Below are 16,558 nucleotides of genomic sequence, written 5' to 3'. Positions count from 1 at the left end.
GCCCGCGATTGTCAGGGTTCCGGCCGGCTGGTAGTGCCGAACGGTTTTCGGGCGCGTCCTGGCCCGCTTTCAGCCCTTGCAGGAGCCGTAAGTTTTCGATGACGATCCGCGTCCACAAGAACGACCTTCCCGACATCGCCCGCTACACCGGCCCGGTCGCCATCGACACCGAGACGCTCGGCCTCGACACGCGCCGCGACCGGCTCTGCGTCGTACAGCTCTCGCCGGGCGACGGCACGGCCGACATCGTCCAGATCTCCAAGGGGCAGCGCGAGGCGCCCAACATCGCCAAGCTGCTCAAGGACGCCTCGAAGACGAAGATCTTCCACTACGCCCGCTTCGACGTCGCCACGCTCTTCCACACCTTCGGGGTCATGACGGACGGCATCTTCTGCACCAAGATCGCCTCCCGCCTGACGCGCACCTATACGGACCGGCACGGCCTCAAGGACCTCGCCCGCGAGCTGATCGGCGTGGATCTGTCCAAGCAGCAGCAGTCCTCGGACTGGGCGGCCGAGACGCTCTCGCCGGCGCAGATCGAGTACGCGGCCTCGGACGTCCTCTACCTCCACGACATCATGGGCGTCCTCTACAAGCGGCTCGACCGCGAGGACCGGATGGACCTCGCCAAGAGCTGCTTCTCGTTCCTGCCGACGCGGGTCCGCCTCGATCTCCTCGGCTGGGAGAACGAGGACATCTTCTCGCATTCGATCTGATGCGCGGTCGCCGCGGGCGGAGCCAAACCCGCCCGCGGCGCGTTCCGGCCTCCCGATGAAGGAGGCACGATCATCATGGCCAAGACCAACAAGCTCGCCGAGTTCAGCTTCGAGCCGAGCGCGGACGCGCAGAGCGCCCAGATCCACATCAAGGACGACAAGGGCGCCACGCTGGAGCTGACGGCCACCCGCGAGCAGCTCGAGCTCCTCGCCGACAGCCTGGACGAGTTCCTCGCCGACACCGAGGACGCCGACGAGATCGAGGGCGGCGACGAAGACGAGGACGAGGCCTTCGACGAGGACGACGACGAGAGCGCCGATGCGGACGGAGCCGAAACGGGCGAGCAGCAGCGCTCGCCCAGCCGGCGCTGATGCCGACGCCCACACCCGATCGAAGCAGCCGGGACCGCGGAGCGCCGGAATGACCACACCCGAGAAGCCCATGTCCGACGTTTCGCCGGCGGACGCGCAGAACACCCATCAGGGCCGCCCGACCGGCATCGAGCGGGGCGCCCCGCCCCGTCCGAAGACGGACGAAGCCGCGGCGGACGCGGATCTCGCCGACAAGGCCAGCGTGCCGAAAGGCGGCGTCGGCTACGAGAGCTGACGCAAGGAAACCAGCGTTGTCGCGGCGGTCATCGAGCCGCTGCGGCAGCGAACCTTCCGAATGGTTAGCGCGCCGAGAACCCGCGCAAGCCGTTCTCTCGTCTTGGCTTTACACGAACGACCACGACGCCGGCCCATCTCTTACCCGCCCTGCCGCAGAGGAATGCGACGGATCGCTCGAATTGGAGCGAATCAATTGGGCGGCGATTCAACGGCCTCAGGCACAGTCCTTCCGTGGAAGCAACCACGAAGGATGGGGACAACCGATGGCCGCCGTGACCCGCAACGAGATCGCCGAGAAGAGCTTCGTCATCCGGGAGGAGCGCTCCTTCCACAGCCGGGCCCGGGCCGACCGCGACGCCGGCCTCTGGATGGCCGGCCGCATGGGCTTGGACGCGGCCGCGGCCGAGGATTTCGCCGCCGCCGCGGTCGAGGTCGGCGTGCGGGTTCCCGGCGGACGCGGCGGCTTCGACCATCTCGCGGCCTATCTCGGCCAAGCCGGCATCAACATCGAGGAGCTACGCACCCGCTACGCCCTCGTCATGGCCTCGGCCGAACTCTCCGACGCCGCCCTGGCGCACGCCGACAGCGTCGAGGCTCGGAAAAATCCTGCATGAACTCGGAACCATCGACGCCATCCGGCGTTCGGTGGCCGATTCCAGCCGCTCGGGCTTCAGCCGAGCCGGCCGGTTCTCCACGCCCCATGACGCGCAGCCTGTGACACCATGACGATCCAAGACGAACTCACCCGCCGCGACTGGGACGCGCTCAAGGACATCGGGCGCGGCCTCGTGCCCGAGGGCGCCTATGCCACCCACCTCGACCGCCTCGTCCGCCTGGAGATGGCCGCAACCAACGACGGGCGGCTTCACCTGACCGAACTCGGTCGCCGCGCCGTGGTGCGCGGCTCGCCCGCCTTGTGGTCGCTGACCGCCTGATACGCGTCGGGCGGATCCGGCCGTCACAAAGGTTTCACACGAGCTATACCAATTCTTTCAGACTCCTGGTCGAGGTTTCCGGCACCCATCGCAAGCAGCCGGGCACCCCGTGAGCACGACCGGAGACAAGCGTCGACATCTTCGCAGCACCTATTACGGCGCTGTCGGCACCCTGCTTTGCCTGATCGCGGTTTGCCTTCCGGCCGCCGCCATGGCGGGCGGGCAAGCGGCCTGGATCCTTGCGGCGGCGATTCTCGCCGGCTTGTCGCTGCTTCTTCTCGGCCGGATGCGCCGACACTTCCTCGCCTCGCTCCACGCGGAAGCCGAGCGCTCGCGCATCGCCGTGCGCGACACGCAGGCCGACGAGGTCACCGGGGCGCTGACGCGGCGGGCCTTCTTCCGGGCCGCCGAGACGGCGCTCGCGGCCCGCGGCGGGCGCGAGGGGAACGGCGCGCTGCTCCTTCTCGACATGGACCACTTCAAGCAGATCAACGACGCGCACGGCCACGACATGGGCGACGCCGCGTTGCGGCATCTGGCGGCGGCGGTGGAACAGACCGCGCCGGACGCCGTGTTCGGGCGCCTGGGCGGCGACGAGTTCGCACTTCTCGCCCGCGGCGAGGCGGCCGGCGATCCGCTGCGCCTCGCGCGCTGCCTCCTCGCCGAACTCGGACGACCGATGCAGTTCCACGGCCGCCACCTGCGCCTGTCGGCCTCGATCGGCGTCGCCGCGCTCGACGGAACGCTGGACGAGATGGTCGGCCGCGCCGATCTCGCCTTGTACGAGAGCAAGCGTGCCGGCCGCGCCCGGGCGACGCTGTTCGACGCCGAGATGCTGCGCGAGCGCCGGCAGCAGCGCTTCATCGAGCGGGACCTGCGGGCGGCGATCCTGCTCAACGAGCTGGAGCTGGCTTATCAGCCGATCGTCACCGGCGACGGGACGCTTCACGCCTGCGAGGCGCTGGTGCGCTGGCGGCACACGGCCCGCGGCCTCATCCCGCCGTCCGAATTCATCCCCGTGGCGGAGCGCTCGCTGCTCATCGACGCGCTCGGCGCCTGGGTGCTGAAGCGGGCCTGCAGCGACGCGGCGGAGGTCGCGCGCCTGCCGGTCGGCGTCAACTTCTCGGCCGCGCAGTTCCGCCGCGACGACGTCGTCGCCCTGGTGGAGCGCACCTTGCAGGAAACCGGCCTTGAGCCGCAGCGGCTCGTCATCGAGGTCACCGAAACGCTCGCCATGGACGCCCTGCCGGCGGTGCGCGCGCGGGTCGAGGCGCTGCGCGCCCGCGGCGTGCGCATCTCGCTCGACGATTTCGGGGCCGGCCACTGCGGCTTCTCGAACCTGTGCTCCTTCCCGTTCAACTCGGTGAAGATCGACCGCAGCTTCGTGTCGCGCCTCGGCTCCTCGGAAGCCGACGACGCCGTGGTGTCGGCGCTCGGGCGCATCGGCCGGGTGCTCGGCATGGCGGTGGTGGCGGAAGGCATCGAGACGCCGACGCAGCTCGCCCTGTCGCGCGCCGCCGGCTGCAACCTGTTCCAGGGCTACCACATCGCCCGGCCGCAGCCCTGGTCCGTCATCCGCCGCGACTGGATCGGCGCCGGCGCGGCGCCGATCCTCGCCGGCGCTGCCTGAGCCCCGTCAGCGCGCGGGCTCTTTCGGCGCCTCGCCGTGGCGCGGACCGGAAGTCGGCCCCGCGCTCTCGACGCGCCCCGCCGCGATGTCGCGGCGTCCTTCGTCCTGCAGATCGGCATCGCCGGTGATCTCGGCGACGAGTTCCTTCGCCGCGCCCTTCATCCTCTTGCCGAGGCCGGAAACCGGATTGCTCGTCATGTCGCTCTCCCTGTTCGGCAGGGAACGCGCGGACGGGGCTCGAAGTTCGCCCCGTCCGGTTCCGGCTCAGGACAGTTCGGCCGAGCTCGTTTCCGTCGCGCGGCAGACCGCCTGGTCGAGCTCGCGGGCACCGTAGGGCTTCGACAGGACGATCGCGCCCTCGGCGTCCGGCACGCTGGCGTCGCCGGTGGCGAAGACGACGCCGATGCCCGGCTTCACCGTCCGGGCCTTTCGGGCGAGCTGCGGCCCTGACATGCCCGGCAGGTTGACGTCGGTGACGAGCACGTCGATCGGGGCCGTTTCGAGCGCGACCAGCGCGTCCTCGGCGCTCGCCGCCTCGACGACGACGTGGCCGGCGTCCTGCAGCATGTCGGCCGAGTTGGCGCGGATCAGCTCGTCGTCCTCGACGAGAAGCACGGTGCGCGGCGTGAAGGATCGGCGCGCCGGTGCCGGGGCGTCCTCGGCCTCGTCCACCGTCGGCAGGGTCTCGTCGCTGATCGGGGGCGCGGCCGCGACGCGGCGGCGCTGCGCCTCGTTGGCGAGGACGTGACGGATCTTCCGGGCGAGAGCCTCGCGCGTATAGGGCTTCGACAGGAGGTCGACGCCCGGGTCGAGGCGCCCGCCATGGACGATCGAGTTCTCGGTGTAGCCGGAGGTGAACAGCACCGCGAGGCCGGGAATGCGCTCCTTGGCCTTGCGGGCGAGCTCCGGGCTCTTCAGCGTGCCGGGCATGACGACGTCGGTGAAGAGGAGGTCGATCGGCACACCGCTCTCGACGACGCTGAGCGCCGACTGCGCGTCGACCGCCTTGAGGACGCGGTAGCCGAGGTCGCGCAGCATCTCGACCACGGTCTCGCGCACCTCGGCGTCGTCCTCGACCACCAGAACCGTCTCGGCGCCGCCCACGACCGGCAGGTCGGCGATGCGCACCTCGACGTCCTCGGCCTCGAGGGCGCGCGGCAGGTAGAGGCGGATGGTCGTGCCGTGCCCGACCTCGGAATAGATCTTCACGTGGCCGCCCGACTGCTTCACGAAGCCGTAGACCATGGACAGGCCGAGGCCCGAGCCCTTGCCCTCGGGTTTGGTGGAGAAGAAGGGCTCGAAGACCTTCTCCATCACCGCCGGGCTCATGCCGCTGCCCGTGTCGCTGACCGCGAGCATGACGTACTGGCCGGGCGACACGTCCACGTTGGCGCGGGCATAGGCGTCGTCGAGGCTGGCATTGCCGAGCTCGATCGTCAGCTTGCCCTGCCCCTCCATCGCGTCGCGCGCGTTGATCGCGAGGTTGAGGAGCGCGTTCTCGATCTGGGTCGGATCGATGAAGGTGTTCCAGAGGCCGCCGCCGAAGATCGTCTCGATCTCGATGCCCTCGCCGAGCGCGCGGCGCAGGAGGTCGTCCATGCCGCGCACGAAGCGGGTGACGTTGACGACCTTGGGCTCGAGCGCCTGGCGCCGGCCGAAGGCGAGAAGCTGCGAGGCGAGCTTGGCGCCGCGCGACACGCCAGCGAGCGCGTTGGCGATCCGCCGCTCGGCCCGCTCCTGGCCCGCAATGTCCTTCTGGAGGAGCTGGAGATTGCCGGACACGACCTGGAGAAGATTGTTGAAGTCGTGCGCGACGCCGCCGGTCAGCTTGCCGATCGTTTCGAGCTTCTGCGACTGGGCCAGCGCCGCCTCGGCCTGGCGCCGCTCGTCGATCGCCGCGACGACGCGCGCTTCCAGCGTTTCGTTGAGGGCGCGCAGCTGGTCCTCGGCCCGCTTGCGGTGGCGCACGCTGCGCTCCAGGTCCTCGGCGTGCCGCCGCAGGGCCTCCTCGGTGCGCGTGCGCTCGTCGACGTCGAAGACGAGGACGTGGATGCCCTCGACCATGCCCGAATGCGACAAGCGGGGGATGTAGCGGATCTCGGTGGCGCGCCGCCCGCCGTCGCGATGCGGCAGCCAGCCGTCGGAGGTGACGCTCTCGCCCTTCAGGGCCCGCTCCAGGAGGGGCAGGCGATCGGCATAGGCCTCCGCGCCGAGCACGTCGCGGGCATGGCGCCCGACGATCTCGGCCGGGTCGAGGCCGAACCAGGCCTCGTAGTAGCGGTTGGCGAAGCGGTAGACGTGGCCGTGGTCCAGAAAGGCGACGAGCACGGGCATGGCGTCGGTGATGATGCGCAGCTCCGCCTCGCTGCGGGCGAGCTCCCGCTGCGCCCGCACCCGGTCGGTGTTCTCCAGCACCGTGCAGAGCACGCCGCCGACGCGCCCGTCCACTTCGTGGATGGGCGTGTAGAAGAGGTCGAACATGACCGCCTCGGGCACGCCGTTGCGCATGAGCGTCATCGGCTGGTCGCGGAACGCCTGCACCGTGCCGCGGAAGCCCTCCTCCAGGACGCGGCGGTTCCAGTCCCAGATCTCGGGCCAGATGCCGGGCACGGTGCCGCCCAGCGCGCGCGGATGGTTGCCGCCGGCGATCGCGATGTAGCCGTCGTTGTAGATCATCACGTGGTCGGGTCCCCACATCAGGACCTTCGGGATCGGGGAGTTGACCAGCGTGTTGACTTCGAAGCGCAGGTGCGGCGACCAGCTCTCGATCGGGCCGAGCGACGTCTGGCTCCAATCGAGGCGGCGCACGAGCTCGCCGGTCTCGCCTCCGCCGATGGGCCAGGCGTGCCGGGAATCGATGAAGCTGTCCATGAACGTGCGGCCCTCGTGAGATCCGTCCGGCGGGCGCACCGATCCGGCATCTTCTCGAGAAGGCGCGTCGGCCGGGCGCCGCGGGCCGAGATGTCGGCCGTCCGGCTGCCAAGCTATGGTCATGCCACTTTCCCGTGTCAACCGTTCTGGCTGACCGACAAACCGCAGGCCGGCGAAGGGCTTGCGGGCAACGAGGCGGCGCTGGAGCCGTGGCGCGCTCCGCCCGCCGCCGGCCTCAGTGCCGGGTCGGCGCGTCGATCAGTTCGATGCCGGCCTCGCGTCCCTCGGAGCGCAGCACGTCGGCGATCTCCTCGCAGGACATGGCGACGCACAGGTTCCGGGCGAGGATCCGGGTTTCCGCCGCGACGTCCAGCGGCGCGCGGCGCCGATGGGCATGGGCGATCGCGTCGGCGATGCCGACGGCGACATCCAGATGGCGTTTCATCGTTTTCGCTCCCAAGGAGCGCGCCGCTACGCAAGGACATGGGCGCCGCGCCACGTTATCTCGTGTTGGCTTCGTCTCGTCTCGTCGCCTGCCGGGCCTCCTCCGGCCCGGACGCCCGTCGTTGCGAACCGGCAGCGCCGACAGGGAACCACGCCCCGCCCTTCGCCTGCAAGATCGTGCGACGACGGCGCTAGGCGTCTTGCGCGTCGTTCGCGGGATCGGGCATGCCGCGCCGAAGCTGCTCGACGATCGCCAGGAGGCGGATGGCGTCGTAGGCCTCCTGCTTGTTCAAGCCGACGAGCGACCGGTTCCGAATGGTGACCGGCTCGTCCTTGCTCAGATCGATCACCGACCAGGACCCGTCGTCCTCGTCGCGAAGGGCATAGTAACTCTGGGGCAAACCCGTCCCCCGGCACGCGATGAGCTAGTTTTGGGGCAGCGGCGGATCGACGCAATAGCGACAACTTGCCTGCGCCCGCATTTGCTGCGCGGCGAACAACCGCCGCCGTCGGCTGAGCGGGTGGCCGGAACCGGTGCGGCGCCCTCGGTCGCCGCGCCCGATCGCCGGCCGCCCGAGGCTGGTCAGGGCGTCTCGCCCAGGGTCTCGTCGGCGCTCGCGTCAGGGTCCTCATCCGAGGGCCGGCTGTCCGGCTCCACCGAAAGTCCCGCCTCCGGTCTATCGCCGGCCGGCGCGATGTTCGGATCCGCCTCGCCCCGATTTTGGGTCGAGGGATCGACCGGCTGACGGTCGACCGTGCCGATGCCGCCGCCATGTGCCGCTTCGTCGAGATGCGGCTTCTTCGGGTCGCTCATGCCTTGATCGTCCTCGCTGCGGAACGGGCCGCGGCTCACGCCGTCTGCCCGCCCTCTTCCTCCTCGAAGGTGACGGCGACGTCGGCCTTGGCGGACAGGCGGACCTTGTCGCCCTCGACGTCGGCGACGAGGCCGACATCGATGAAGTGGTGGTGGCCCTTGTGGGCGCCCTCGCCGCTGTCCCGCTTGGTCAGCTTGATCCGGCCGCCCTCGACGCGGTCCACCGTGCCGACATGCACGCCGTCCGCACCGATGACCTCCATATGCTCCCTGATCGCGCTGGCATCCGCCATGGGGATCTCCTTCCCGTTCGTGATTTCGCCGATCGGCTCAGGCCAGCAACAAGCGAACCGCCGATTGGATGCATGGAGCGAACCGGAGGCGCGCCGGCGCGTTGAGGCGGACGACCGGAACACTGGACAAGCGGAGCGCGGACGGATGAGGCACATCGCAACGGCGCTCGTCGCGCTTCTTCTCGCAGCGGGAGCGACCACGGCCATGGCGCAGGATCTGACGGGACTGAGATGGGAGAAGCGCGTGCTCGCGCTCTTCGACGCCGAAGGGTCGGACAGGATCGAGCGTCAGGCGGCCGCCCTCTTGGCGGAGCGCGAGGCGCTCGCCGAGCGCGACATGGTGGTGTTCGCGGTGGTCGGCGAGGAGATCAGGCCGATTTACGGCACCCCGCCGGCGGACAGCGCGGCGCAGCTGCGCCAGCGCCTCGGAGCGGGATCCGACGGGTTCGAGGCCGTCCTGATCGGCAAGGACGGCGGCGTGAAGCACCGCAGCCGCTCGCCGCTCGCCCTTCAGGAGCTGGAAGCGATCGTCGACGCCATGCCGATGCGCCGGGCGGGCGGCTGAACCGCCTCGCCCGAGCGCAGTGGCGTCGTCAGGCCGAAGCGGCCTTGCGGCGCCCGCCGCCACGACGCTTGGGCTCCGGCGCCTTGCCGCTCTCCTCGGCCTCGACCGGCGTCGCCGCCTCGTTTGCGGCGTCGGCACCGCGCGCCGCCTCGACGTCGGCCTCGTTGGACGCGTCCGGGCTTCCGGCCGCCGCGTCGTCCGTGGCCGCCTCGGCGGCGCGCTTGCGCCCGAGGCCCATGGACAAGGCGAGCTGCGAGCGCGCGTCGGCATAGTTCGGCGCGACCATCGGATAGGACGCGTTGAGGTTCCAGCGCTGACGGTAGTCGTCCGGCGTCAGCTGGTGATGGGTGAGGATATGGCGCTTGAGCGACTTGAAGCTCTTTCCGCAATCCAGGCAGACGATGTGGTCGGGCGTCACCGACTTCTTGATCGAGACGGCAGGCGTCGGCGGCTCGGGTTCGGCGACCTTCTCCGGCGGCTTGCCCAGCGAGTTCAGGGCGGCACGCACCATTTCGATCAGGCCCGGCAGCTCCGCCGGGGGAATCTGATTGTTGCTGACATAGGCGGCGACGATTTCGGCTGCGTAGGTGTCGGGGTCGGGCGTCGGCCCGATCTCGCTGTTGATGGACATGAAAAGCGCTTTCGGAGTTGAAAAGGTGGTGCCGGACGCTTCGCCCGGCGCAGAAATAGCGGCTCGATGGCCAAGAATAGAGCACCCCCCGATTTCGTCACGCGATCGGCGCGAAAAGAACGAAGGATATCGGTCGCAGCGAATCGAAGAACGCAGACTTATTCTAGAGCATAGGGCACCCTTGGCGCGCAACGTTGTTTCGCCGCTCCGATACGGCAGGTCGCGCCGCCCCGACTTGTTGCAGCCAAACGACAACGCCGCGAAGGCCGGGCGGCGAGGCTGCGAAAGGCGTTGGTGCGCGGGACGCAAAGCCTGTAGAAGGAAACTCAATTTGAACGGTCACGGGGAACGCCGGTCATGATGTGGGTCCGCATGAGCTGCCTTGTGGCGCTGTCGACGGTGGCTGGATGCGAGAGCATCGCGGTCTCCCCTGCCCTGTTCGGCGGCGCGGACAGCGGCTTCGGCTACGCGCAGGCCCCGTTGATGCCGCGGGTGCCCGAGGCCGCCGGCGCCGTCGCGCCGGCCGCAGCGTCTGCGGCGCCCATCGCGCCGACCGCTCCCGGTGCCCGGGCCGTGATCCTGCCCGTCGTGCCCGATCCGGTGGAGGTCGCCAACCTTCCCGTCTACGACCATCGCAAGGATCCTTACGTCACCTCGGTCCTGATGGCGCCGGTCTCCACCTCGACCCTGAGCGAGGTCGGTGGCCCGCGCACGGAGGACGGGCGCCCGATCCTGCCGCCGTTCCGAGCCCCCAGCGTGATCGAGATCGGCTCGGTGCGCTCCGGGCTCGCGGCGAGCGCCGCGCAGGACTGAGGGGGATCCGGGTCTCCCCGGGCCGCCCGCCCGGCGTTCGGGCGCCGGTTACCTAAAATTTTCCTCGCGAGCCTCGATGCGGACGCCCTCGTTCGCATCTATCGCGGCATGAGCGCCCCCCGCCGCGTCGAACCGCGGCGCGCAAGGGTGCGCCGGTCGCGGTTCTGGCCACGGAGACGGGGATGGCGGAAACGGGTTGCAGCGGTCCTGCCGCGTCGCGCGGATCGGCCGCGTGAGCCTTCCCGTCGCCGGCGAGCGGCCGCTCGCCTCGTTGAAGCAGGTCGCGGCGGCGCGGGCCGGGGCCCCGGCCCTCCTCGGCCTCCTCGCGCTCGTGGCCGCCCTGCCCCTCGCGGCGGTCGAGATCCCGCCCTTCTTCGATTATCTCAACCACCTGTCGCGCGCCCACGTCATCGCCGAGCTCGACACCTCCCCGACCTTTCGGGACTGGTTCGAGCCGGCGACCTTCCTGATCCCGAACGTCGGCGCCGATCTCGCGCTCCTCGCGCTGCAGACGTTCACCGACACGCTGACGGCCGGGCGCCTCCTTCTTCTCGCCATCGCCTGGGGAACGCTCGGGGGCGCCGTCGCGCTCGGGCGCGCCGCTTCGGGCCGCATGTCGCCCTGGCCGGCCTTCGTCGCCCTCGTTCTCTTCAACGAGATGCTGCACTGGGGCTTTCTCAACTACGCCCTCGGCCTCGCGCTGCTTCTGTGGGGCCTCGCCGCGTGGCTCGTCCTGGCCCCGCGCTCGCGGCGGGCGCAGATCGCGGCGGGCTGCGTCTTCGCGCTCCTGATCTTCTTCTCCCATCTCGTCGCCTTCGGCCTCTTCGTCATCGCCGTCGCGGCCATCGAGCTCGAAGCCGTTCTCGCCGAGCGGCGGCGCCGCGGCGGCGCCCTCCTGCCTCTCCTTCGCGCACGGTTTTCGGCCGCCCTCATCGCCGCCGCGCCCCTCGCGCTCTTCGCGATCGGCAGTCCGTCGAACGGCCTGCCGCCGGCGCCCGCCTTCAACGTCTCGCCCTTCGAGAAGCTCGCGCCCTTCACCCGCCTCCTGTCCTCGGGCAACCCGGTCCTCGACGCCGCCGTGCTCCTCGGGACCGCCGCGTTCCTCGCGGTTCTCCTCGCATTCCGGCGCATCCGGCTCGACCGGCGGCTCGGCTTCGCGGCAACCGCGCTGTTTCTCGCCCAGATGGCGATGCCCTATTCGGCCATGCACTCCTTCTTCGTCGACAACCGCGTGGCGACGGCGACGGTGCTCGTGCTCCTGTCGGGCCTCGCGACGCGGAAGGGGGCGCCGAGCAACACCGAACGCCTCGGCTGGAGCGCGCTCGCGCTGCTTCTCGCGCTGCGCAGCGCCGCGCTCGTGCAGGGCTGGAGCGCCGCCGAGGCCGAACTTCGCGAGGCGAGAGCCGCCTTCGAAGCCCTGCCGCGCGGCAGTCTCCTGATCGGCGCGACGCCCACCCCCTTCGAATACGGCACCGGCTGGTTCGCCACGCGCAGCCGCAACCCGCCCCACGAGCACACGGCCTCTCTCGCCACGATCGAGCGCGAGGCGGTCGTTCCCGCGATCTTCGCCAAGCCGCGCCAGAACCCGCTCGTCTTCGAGCCGCCGACGGCGATGATCAAGCGCATGTCGCTCGGGCCCATCCCGCGCCTGCGCTCGGGCCGCGACTTCGCCGCGCTGTCGCAGCGCCTGCGGGCGGCGCGGGCCGAGATGGACGCCGCCGGCTACGCCGCCCAGCCGATCCTCGTCTTCGCCTCCGACCTCGCCTGCGCCGACTGGCCGCCGGGCTACGGCTTCCGGCCGCTCGCCTGCGGAAGCTTCTTCTCGATCGCCGCCTTCCGCCCGAACGGCAGCTTCGTGCCGATCCCCCGCAGCGAAGGCTAGCCCGAGCCCGCCTCGATCCGCCCTCGCCCCGTCCCAGCCCTCCAGCCGCAGGAACAGCATGGATCCCTCCCCGTCCTCTCCCGCGCCGCGTGGTCGCGCCCGCCACGGCATGGCCTGCATGGTGGGCCTCGCGCTTCTTCTCGCCGGTGCCGCGCCCGCCGCGGCCGGCCCGCCCGTCCACATCGACGGACGCTCCACCGCCAAGGTTTGCCAGGTCCTCGGCGAGTTCGACCGGCAGATCGGCGCGCCCACCGTCAACGCCACGGAAAGCCAGGCGAAGTTCTGGGGCGCCGATCTCGGCACCTCCTTCGAGCACGACGGCCGGCTCTTCGTGCTCTTCGGCGACACGCACCCGGTGCCCGGCCTCATCGAGCGCCCGCGCGACGCCGACTCCATCGCCGTCAGCGACACGCGCGATCCCGAAAGCTGCCTGCGCCTCGAGTTCCTGAAGGACCCGGACGGCGGCTTCCGGCCGGTGACGATCCCCGGCGTCTATGCCGGCGCCTTCGCGGTGCCGACCGGCGGCTTCAGCTTGAACGGCGCGATGTACGTCCTCGTTTCCAGCGACACGCCGGAGCGGGGCCCCGCCGGGCGCTCGGTGCTTGCCCGCTCCGACGATTCCGGCTGGACCTTCCGGCCGCTCTTCGACCTGTCGCGCGACAAGCTCGTCAACGTCTCGCCCGTGGTCGAGCCGGAGGGGCGCGTCGCCGGCCTGCCCGAGCACCGGGGCGCCGGCATTCTCCTTTTCGGCACCAGCGGCTATCGCCGCTCGGACCCGCACCTCGCCTTTCTGCCGGCGGACGCGGTCGAGGACCGCTCGGCGCTGCGCTTCTTCGCCGGCATGGACCGGGCCGCGAACCGGCCGCGCTGGACCGCCGAGGAGGCCGAGGCCGTGCCGCTCTTCAACCACGGCTGCGTCGGCGAGTTCTCCGCCGCCTGGAACCCCTTCCTCGACAAGTGGCTGCTGCTCTACACCTGCGGTGCGCCGCGGGCCTCGACCTTCCTGCGCACGGCCGACGATCCCTGGGGTCCCTGGTCGCCGCCCGAGGTGCTGTTCGACCCGGCGCGCGACGAGGGCCAGTGCGGCTTCCTCAACCCCGTGCCGGTCGCCGATGCCGGCCGCCGCGGCTGCCCCGTGGTGTCCGATCCGCACACGCCCTTCAATCCGGGCGAATCCTATGGCCCCTACGTGATCAACCGCTTCACGCAGGGCGAGCGGGGGCGCTGGTCGACCATCTACTACCTCATGTCGACCTGGAATCCCTATACGGTGGTCCTGATGCGCTCGACGCTCCATGTCGGCGCGGAAGGGCAGGCCGCCCTCGCCCCGCCGCCTCCGCCACCCCGACCACCCGCCCGCCCGCAGCCTTTCCAGACCGGACGTCCGTGACTTCGTGAGTTTTCCCGCTTCGCCAGTTCCTGCCGCCGGCTCGCGTTCCGCCGGCGCCTCGCTCCTGCCCTCGATCGGGGGCGGCGACACCGCCCGCCCGCTCCGCCCGCCGATGCCGGCCGAAAGCCGGCTCGACCGCCTGCTCGTGCCCGGCGCCCTCGCGCTCGCCGTTCTCGTCGCGGGCCTGCCTCTCATGCTCGTCGAGACGCCGCCCTTCTTCGACTATCCCAACCACCTCGCCAGGGTCGACGCCATCGCCCGGCTCGGCTCGGACCCGCTCCTCTCGGCGAACTTCCGGCTTTCGAGCTTTCTTCTGCCCAACGTCCTGTCGGACCTCGTCCTTCTCGCCTTCCAGGCGATCGCCGGCCCTTATGCGGCGGGGCGCATGCTGGTCTTCCTCACGATCGCGCTGACGGTCGCGGGCGTCGCGCTTCTCGGGCGCGCGGCGCAGAAGCGCTGGAGTCCCTGGGCGATCCTCGCCGCGCTCTTCGCCACCAACGAGATGGTCTTCTGGGGCTTCCTCAACTACAATCTCGGCCTCGCCCTCCTGTTCTTCGGCCTCGCCCTCTGGCTGCATCTCGCCGAGCGGCCGGCCTGGCAGCGGCTCCTCGCCGGCGTCGCCGTCGGCCTCCTGATCTTCCTCGCACACCTCGTCGCCTTCGGGCTCTATGCCGTCGGCTGCGTCATGCTGGAGCTCGGCCGGGCCTGGCACCATCGGCAGGACAGCGTCGAGAGCGTGCTGCGGCGCCTCGCCGTCGCCGTGGCGCAGATCCTGCCCATCCTCGTCCTCCACCTCGCGGCGAGTCCGGCGAGCGGCCTGCCCATGGACATCCGCTTCGACATGAGCGCGTGGGGCAAGTTCTCGCCCTTCTTCCGCGTCCTGTCCTCCGGAAACCCGGAGGCCGACCGGGCGATGTTGCTCGCGGCGCTGGGCCTCGCCGCTCTCGGCCTCGTCCTGCGCCGCGCCCGGCTCGATCTCGGCCTGACGCTCGCCGCGCTCGCCTATGCCGGCCTCGTCCTCGTCCTCCCCTACGCGGCGCTCGGCTCCTTCTTCCTGGATTCGCGCATCGCGGCCGCCGTCGCGCTCACCGCGATCGCGGCCCTCGGTCCCGGCCGCCTCGGCCGTCCCGGCACGGCGATCGTCTGCCTTGTTCTTCTCGGCCTCGTCGGCTGGCGCAGCGCGGTTCTTTCCGCCGACTGGCGCGACCAGGCCTTCGGCATCGGCGACGCGCGCGCCGCCTTCGCCGTCCTGCCGGAGGGCGCGGTGCTCGCCAGCGCCTCGGCGCGGCCCTTCGAGCTCGGCGACTGGCGCGCCACGCGCTACAACAAGCCGACGCACGAGCACACCGCCGCCTATGCCATGATCGACCGGCACGTCCTCGTGCCCAACATCTACGCCAAGGCCGGCCAGAACCCGCTGGTCTTCACCCCGACCATCCCCGAGCTCCTGCCGCTCGCCGGCAACCCGATCCCGCGCATCGTCGGGGACGACGACCTGCGCCGCTTCGTCGGCGACGTCGCGCGCGTCGCGCGGGCGGCCGGCGAGGCGCGCCCACCCTTCGCCGGCGCCTACGCCGTCGTCTGGCACAGGCCCTGCACCTCCTGGCCGGCGGACCTGCCGGTCCGCTTCACCGCCTGCGGACGCGACTTCGCCATCGTCGAGGTGCCGGCCGACGCGGTCGACGCCATCGCCCAGACCGCCCCGAACACGACCTCACGATGACGGAGCCCCGATTCCACCCGATGCCGGTCAACAGGCCCCTTCTCGCCGGCGCGGCGGCGCTGCTCCTCGCTCTGGCCGTCTGGAGCCTGTCGCGCGCCCTGCCGACGCCGGGCCTCCTCGACTTCGGCTCCTTCGTCGCGTCCGGCCGGGCCGCATCCGAGGGGCTCGACCCCTACGGCATCTATCCCCTGACCTTCCACGTCGTCCTGCCGGGCTTCGAATCCTGGAACCCGAACCTCAATCCGCCCGCCGCCCTGCCGCTCTTCCAGGCCTTCGACTGGTTCGAGCCGCACCAGGCCTTCCGCCACTGGTGGAGCCTGTCGGTCGCGGCCTACGCGCTCGGCATCGCGCTTCTCGCCCGCGCCTACCGCCCGAAGGACTGGCTCCTGCCGGTCCTTTGGGCCGTCGCGCTCGCCGGGCTCTGGGACACGCTGGTGCTCGGCCAGATCTACCTGCCGCTGGCGCTGGCGGGCTTTCTCGGCTGGCTCTGCCTCGACCGGAACCGGCCGATCCTCGCCGGCCTCGCGATCGCCCTGGTCGTTTCGATCAAGCCGAACTTTCTCGTCTGGCCGGCGCTCCTGTTTCTCGCCGGCCACTGGCGCGCGCCGGTCGCGATGGGCGTCGCGGCGCTCGGCCTCGCGCTCCTGCCGGTCCTCCTCTACGGGCCGGAGGTCTATCTTCAATGGGCGCAGCTGGTGGCGAGCGACGCCGAGCGCGCCCGCTTCCTCACCAACGCCTCGCTCGCCGGCATCCTGGAGCGCCTCGGCCTGTCGGGCATCGTTCCGATGGCGGTCAACCTCGCCATCCTCGCCGGCCTCGCGCTCTGGGCCTTTCTCAGGAAGCCGAGCGTTCTCCACGCCAGCGCCGTCGGCCTCGCCGGCTCGCTCGTCGCCTCGCCCCTGGCCTGGGTCCACTACGCGCTCCTGCTCGTGCCAGTCTTCTTCGCCGGCCCGCTCAACCCCTGGCTCCTCTTCGCCGCCCTCGCCTTCCTCGTGCCGGTCCCGGCGGTGCTCACCCTCATGAACGCCGACCCCGCCCTCCAGGCGAGCCTCGGCTCCGTCTACGGCTGGGCGGCGCTGGCCTGCCTGATCGGCACGCTCACGATGGGAGATCGTTGGAAAGGCGACGAGAAGCGAACAACCTCCCCGCGCTGAACAGGCCGGCCGATCTCCGCCGTCGGCTTCCCAATTTCGTCATCCCGGCTCAAGGGCGGGATGACGAAGCGGAAAAGGCGGAGGGGCG

General features: G+C 70.9%; 18 protein-coding genes and 1 pseudogene. 12 read left to right on the top strand and 7 right to left on the bottom strand.

Annotated elements, in window-relative coordinates; translation table 11 throughout:
• Positions 1 to 98: 98 nt before the first annotated feature.
• From FZN60_RS15450 to FZN60_RS15425, 6 genes are all read left to right on the top strand, one after another.
• The gene (locus tag FZN60_RS15450) at positions 99 to 716 is read left to right on the top strand and encodes a ribonuclease D (protein WP_158874393.1); all 618 of its coding nucleotides are present in this window, start codon (positions 99 to 101) and stop codon (positions 714 to 716) included.
• A 75-nt stretch (positions 717 to 791) separates the two neighbouring features.
• Positions 792 to 1,088, top strand: a complete 297-nt coding sequence (locus FZN60_RS15445; protein WP_158874392.1) for a hypothetical protein — start codon at positions 792 to 794, stop codon at positions 1,086 to 1,088.
• A gap of 49 nt (positions 1,089 to 1,137) precedes the next feature.
• Entirely contained in the window at positions 1,138 to 1,323 is a 186-nt protein-coding gene (locus FZN60_RS15440) for a hypothetical protein (protein WP_158874391.1), read from the top strand.
• Positions 1,324 to 1,588: 265 nt separating this feature from the next.
• On the top strand, positions 1,589 to 1,939 hold the full coding sequence (locus FZN60_RS15435) for an ATPase inhibitor subunit zeta (protein WP_158874390.1): 351 nt from the start codon (positions 1,589 to 1,591) through the stop codon (positions 1,937 to 1,939).
• A 108-nt stretch (positions 1,940 to 2,047) separates the two neighbouring features.
• The gene (locus FZN60_RS15430; protein WP_158874389.1) at positions 2,048 to 2,260 is read left to right on the top strand and encodes a hypothetical protein; all 213 of its coding nucleotides are present in this window, start codon (positions 2,048 to 2,050) and stop codon (positions 2,258 to 2,260) included.
• A 109-nt stretch (positions 2,261 to 2,369) separates the two neighbouring features.
• Positions 2,370 to 3,890: a putative bifunctional diguanylate cyclase/phosphodiesterase gene (locus FZN60_RS15425; RefSeq protein WP_158874388.1), complete on the top strand. Its 1,521-nt coding sequence runs from the start codon at positions 2,370 to 2,372 to the stop codon at positions 3,888 to 3,890.
• Positions 3,891 to 3,896: 6 nt separating this feature from the next.
• Here the strand turns inward: FZN60_RS15425 and FZN60_RS15420 are convergent, their stop codons facing one another.
• From FZN60_RS15420 to FZN60_RS15395, 6 genes are all read right to left on the bottom strand, one after another.
• Positions 3,897 to 4,088: a CsbD family protein gene (locus FZN60_RS15420; RefSeq protein ID WP_158874387.1), complete on the bottom strand. Its 192-nt coding sequence runs from the start codon at positions 4,086 to 4,088 to the stop codon at positions 3,897 to 3,899.
• Between the two features lie 66 nt (positions 4,089 to 4,154).
• Positions 4,155 to 6,761 carry a response regulator gene (locus tag FZN60_RS15415; protein ID WP_158874386.1) on the bottom strand — a complete coding sequence of 869 codons (2,607 nt, stop codon included), beginning with the start codon at positions 6,759 to 6,761 and terminating at the stop codon, positions 4,155 to 4,157.
• Between the two features lie 235 nt (positions 6,762 to 6,996).
• Entirely contained in the window at positions 6,997 to 7,206 is a 210-nt protein-coding gene (locus FZN60_RS15410) for a hypothetical protein (protein ID WP_158874385.1), read from the bottom strand.
• 190 nt (positions 7,207 to 7,396) lie between these two features.
• Positions 7,397 to 7,606, bottom strand: coding sequence for a hypothetical protein (locus FZN60_RS15405; RefSeq protein ID WP_158874384.1), 210 nt, complete (start codon positions 7,604 to 7,606; stop codon positions 7,397 to 7,399).
• 182 nt (positions 7,607 to 7,788) lie between these two features.
• Positions 7,789 to 8,019, bottom strand: a complete 231-nt coding sequence (locus FZN60_RS15400; RefSeq protein ID WP_158874383.1) for a hypothetical protein — start codon at positions 8,017 to 8,019, stop codon at positions 7,789 to 7,791.
• A 35-nt stretch (positions 8,020 to 8,054) separates the two neighbouring features.
• A complete protein-coding gene (locus FZN60_RS15395; RefSeq protein WP_158874382.1) occupies positions 8,055 to 8,312 on the bottom strand; it encodes a DUF2171 domain-containing protein in 258 nt (85 codons plus the stop codon).
• A 145-nt stretch (positions 8,313 to 8,457) separates the two neighbouring features.
• On the opposite strand from FZN60_RS15395, the gene FZN60_RS15390 reads away from it, so the two are divergent.
• Positions 8,458 to 8,877, top strand: coding sequence for a DUF4174 domain-containing protein (locus tag FZN60_RS15390; protein WP_158874381.1), 420 nt, complete (start codon positions 8,458 to 8,460; stop codon positions 8,875 to 8,877).
• Between the two features lie 217 nt (positions 8,878 to 9,094).
• On the opposite strand, the pseudogene FZN60_RS15385 reads toward FZN60_RS15390, so the two are convergent.
• Positions 9,095 to 9,508, bottom strand: a pseudogene (locus tag FZN60_RS15385) (Ros/MucR family transcriptional regulator); the annotation flags it as partial.
• Positions 9,509 to 9,880: 372 nt separating this feature from the next.
• On the opposite strand from FZN60_RS15385, the gene FZN60_RS15380 reads away from it, so the two are divergent.
• From FZN60_RS15380 to FZN60_RS15360, 5 genes are all read left to right on the top strand, one after another.
• Complete coding sequence (locus tag FZN60_RS15380) at positions 9,881 to 10,321, top strand: hypothetical protein (protein WP_158874379.1); 441 nt, start codon at positions 9,881 to 9,883, stop codon at positions 10,319 to 10,321.
• Between the two features lie 232 nt (positions 10,322 to 10,553).
• On the top strand, positions 10,554 to 12,203 hold the full coding sequence (locus FZN60_RS15375) for a hypothetical protein (protein WP_158874378.1): 1,650 nt from the start codon (positions 10,554 to 10,556) through the stop codon (positions 12,201 to 12,203).
• A 58-nt stretch (positions 12,204 to 12,261) separates the two neighbouring features.
• Positions 12,262 to 13,593, top strand: a complete 1,332-nt coding sequence (locus FZN60_RS15370; protein WP_158874377.1) for a DUF4185 domain-containing protein — start codon at positions 12,262 to 12,264, stop codon at positions 13,591 to 13,593.
• 4 nt (positions 13,594 to 13,597) lie between these two features.
• Positions 13,598 to 15,316: a hypothetical protein gene (locus FZN60_RS15365; RefSeq protein WP_158874376.1), complete on the top strand. Its 1,719-nt coding sequence runs from the start codon at positions 13,598 to 13,600 to the stop codon at positions 15,314 to 15,316.
• Positions 15,313 to 16,470: a glycosyltransferase family 87 protein gene (locus tag FZN60_RS15360; protein ID WP_158874375.1), complete on the top strand. Its 1,158-nt coding sequence runs from the start codon at positions 15,313 to 15,315 to the stop codon at positions 16,468 to 16,470. The genes FZN60_RS15365 and FZN60_RS15360 overlap by 4 nt, the downstream gene beginning before the upstream one ends.
• Positions 16,471 to 16,558: the final 88 nt, after the last annotated feature.

This window comes from Antarcticirhabdus aurantiaca (assembly GCF_009765365.1).
Taxonomy (GTDB): Bacteria; Pseudomonadota; Alphaproteobacteria; order Rhizobiales; family Rhizobiaceae; genus Antarcticirhabdus; species Antarcticirhabdus aurantiaca.
Note: the sequence above shows the minus strand (reverse complement) of the source record. Positions and strands in the feature narration are given on the sequence as shown.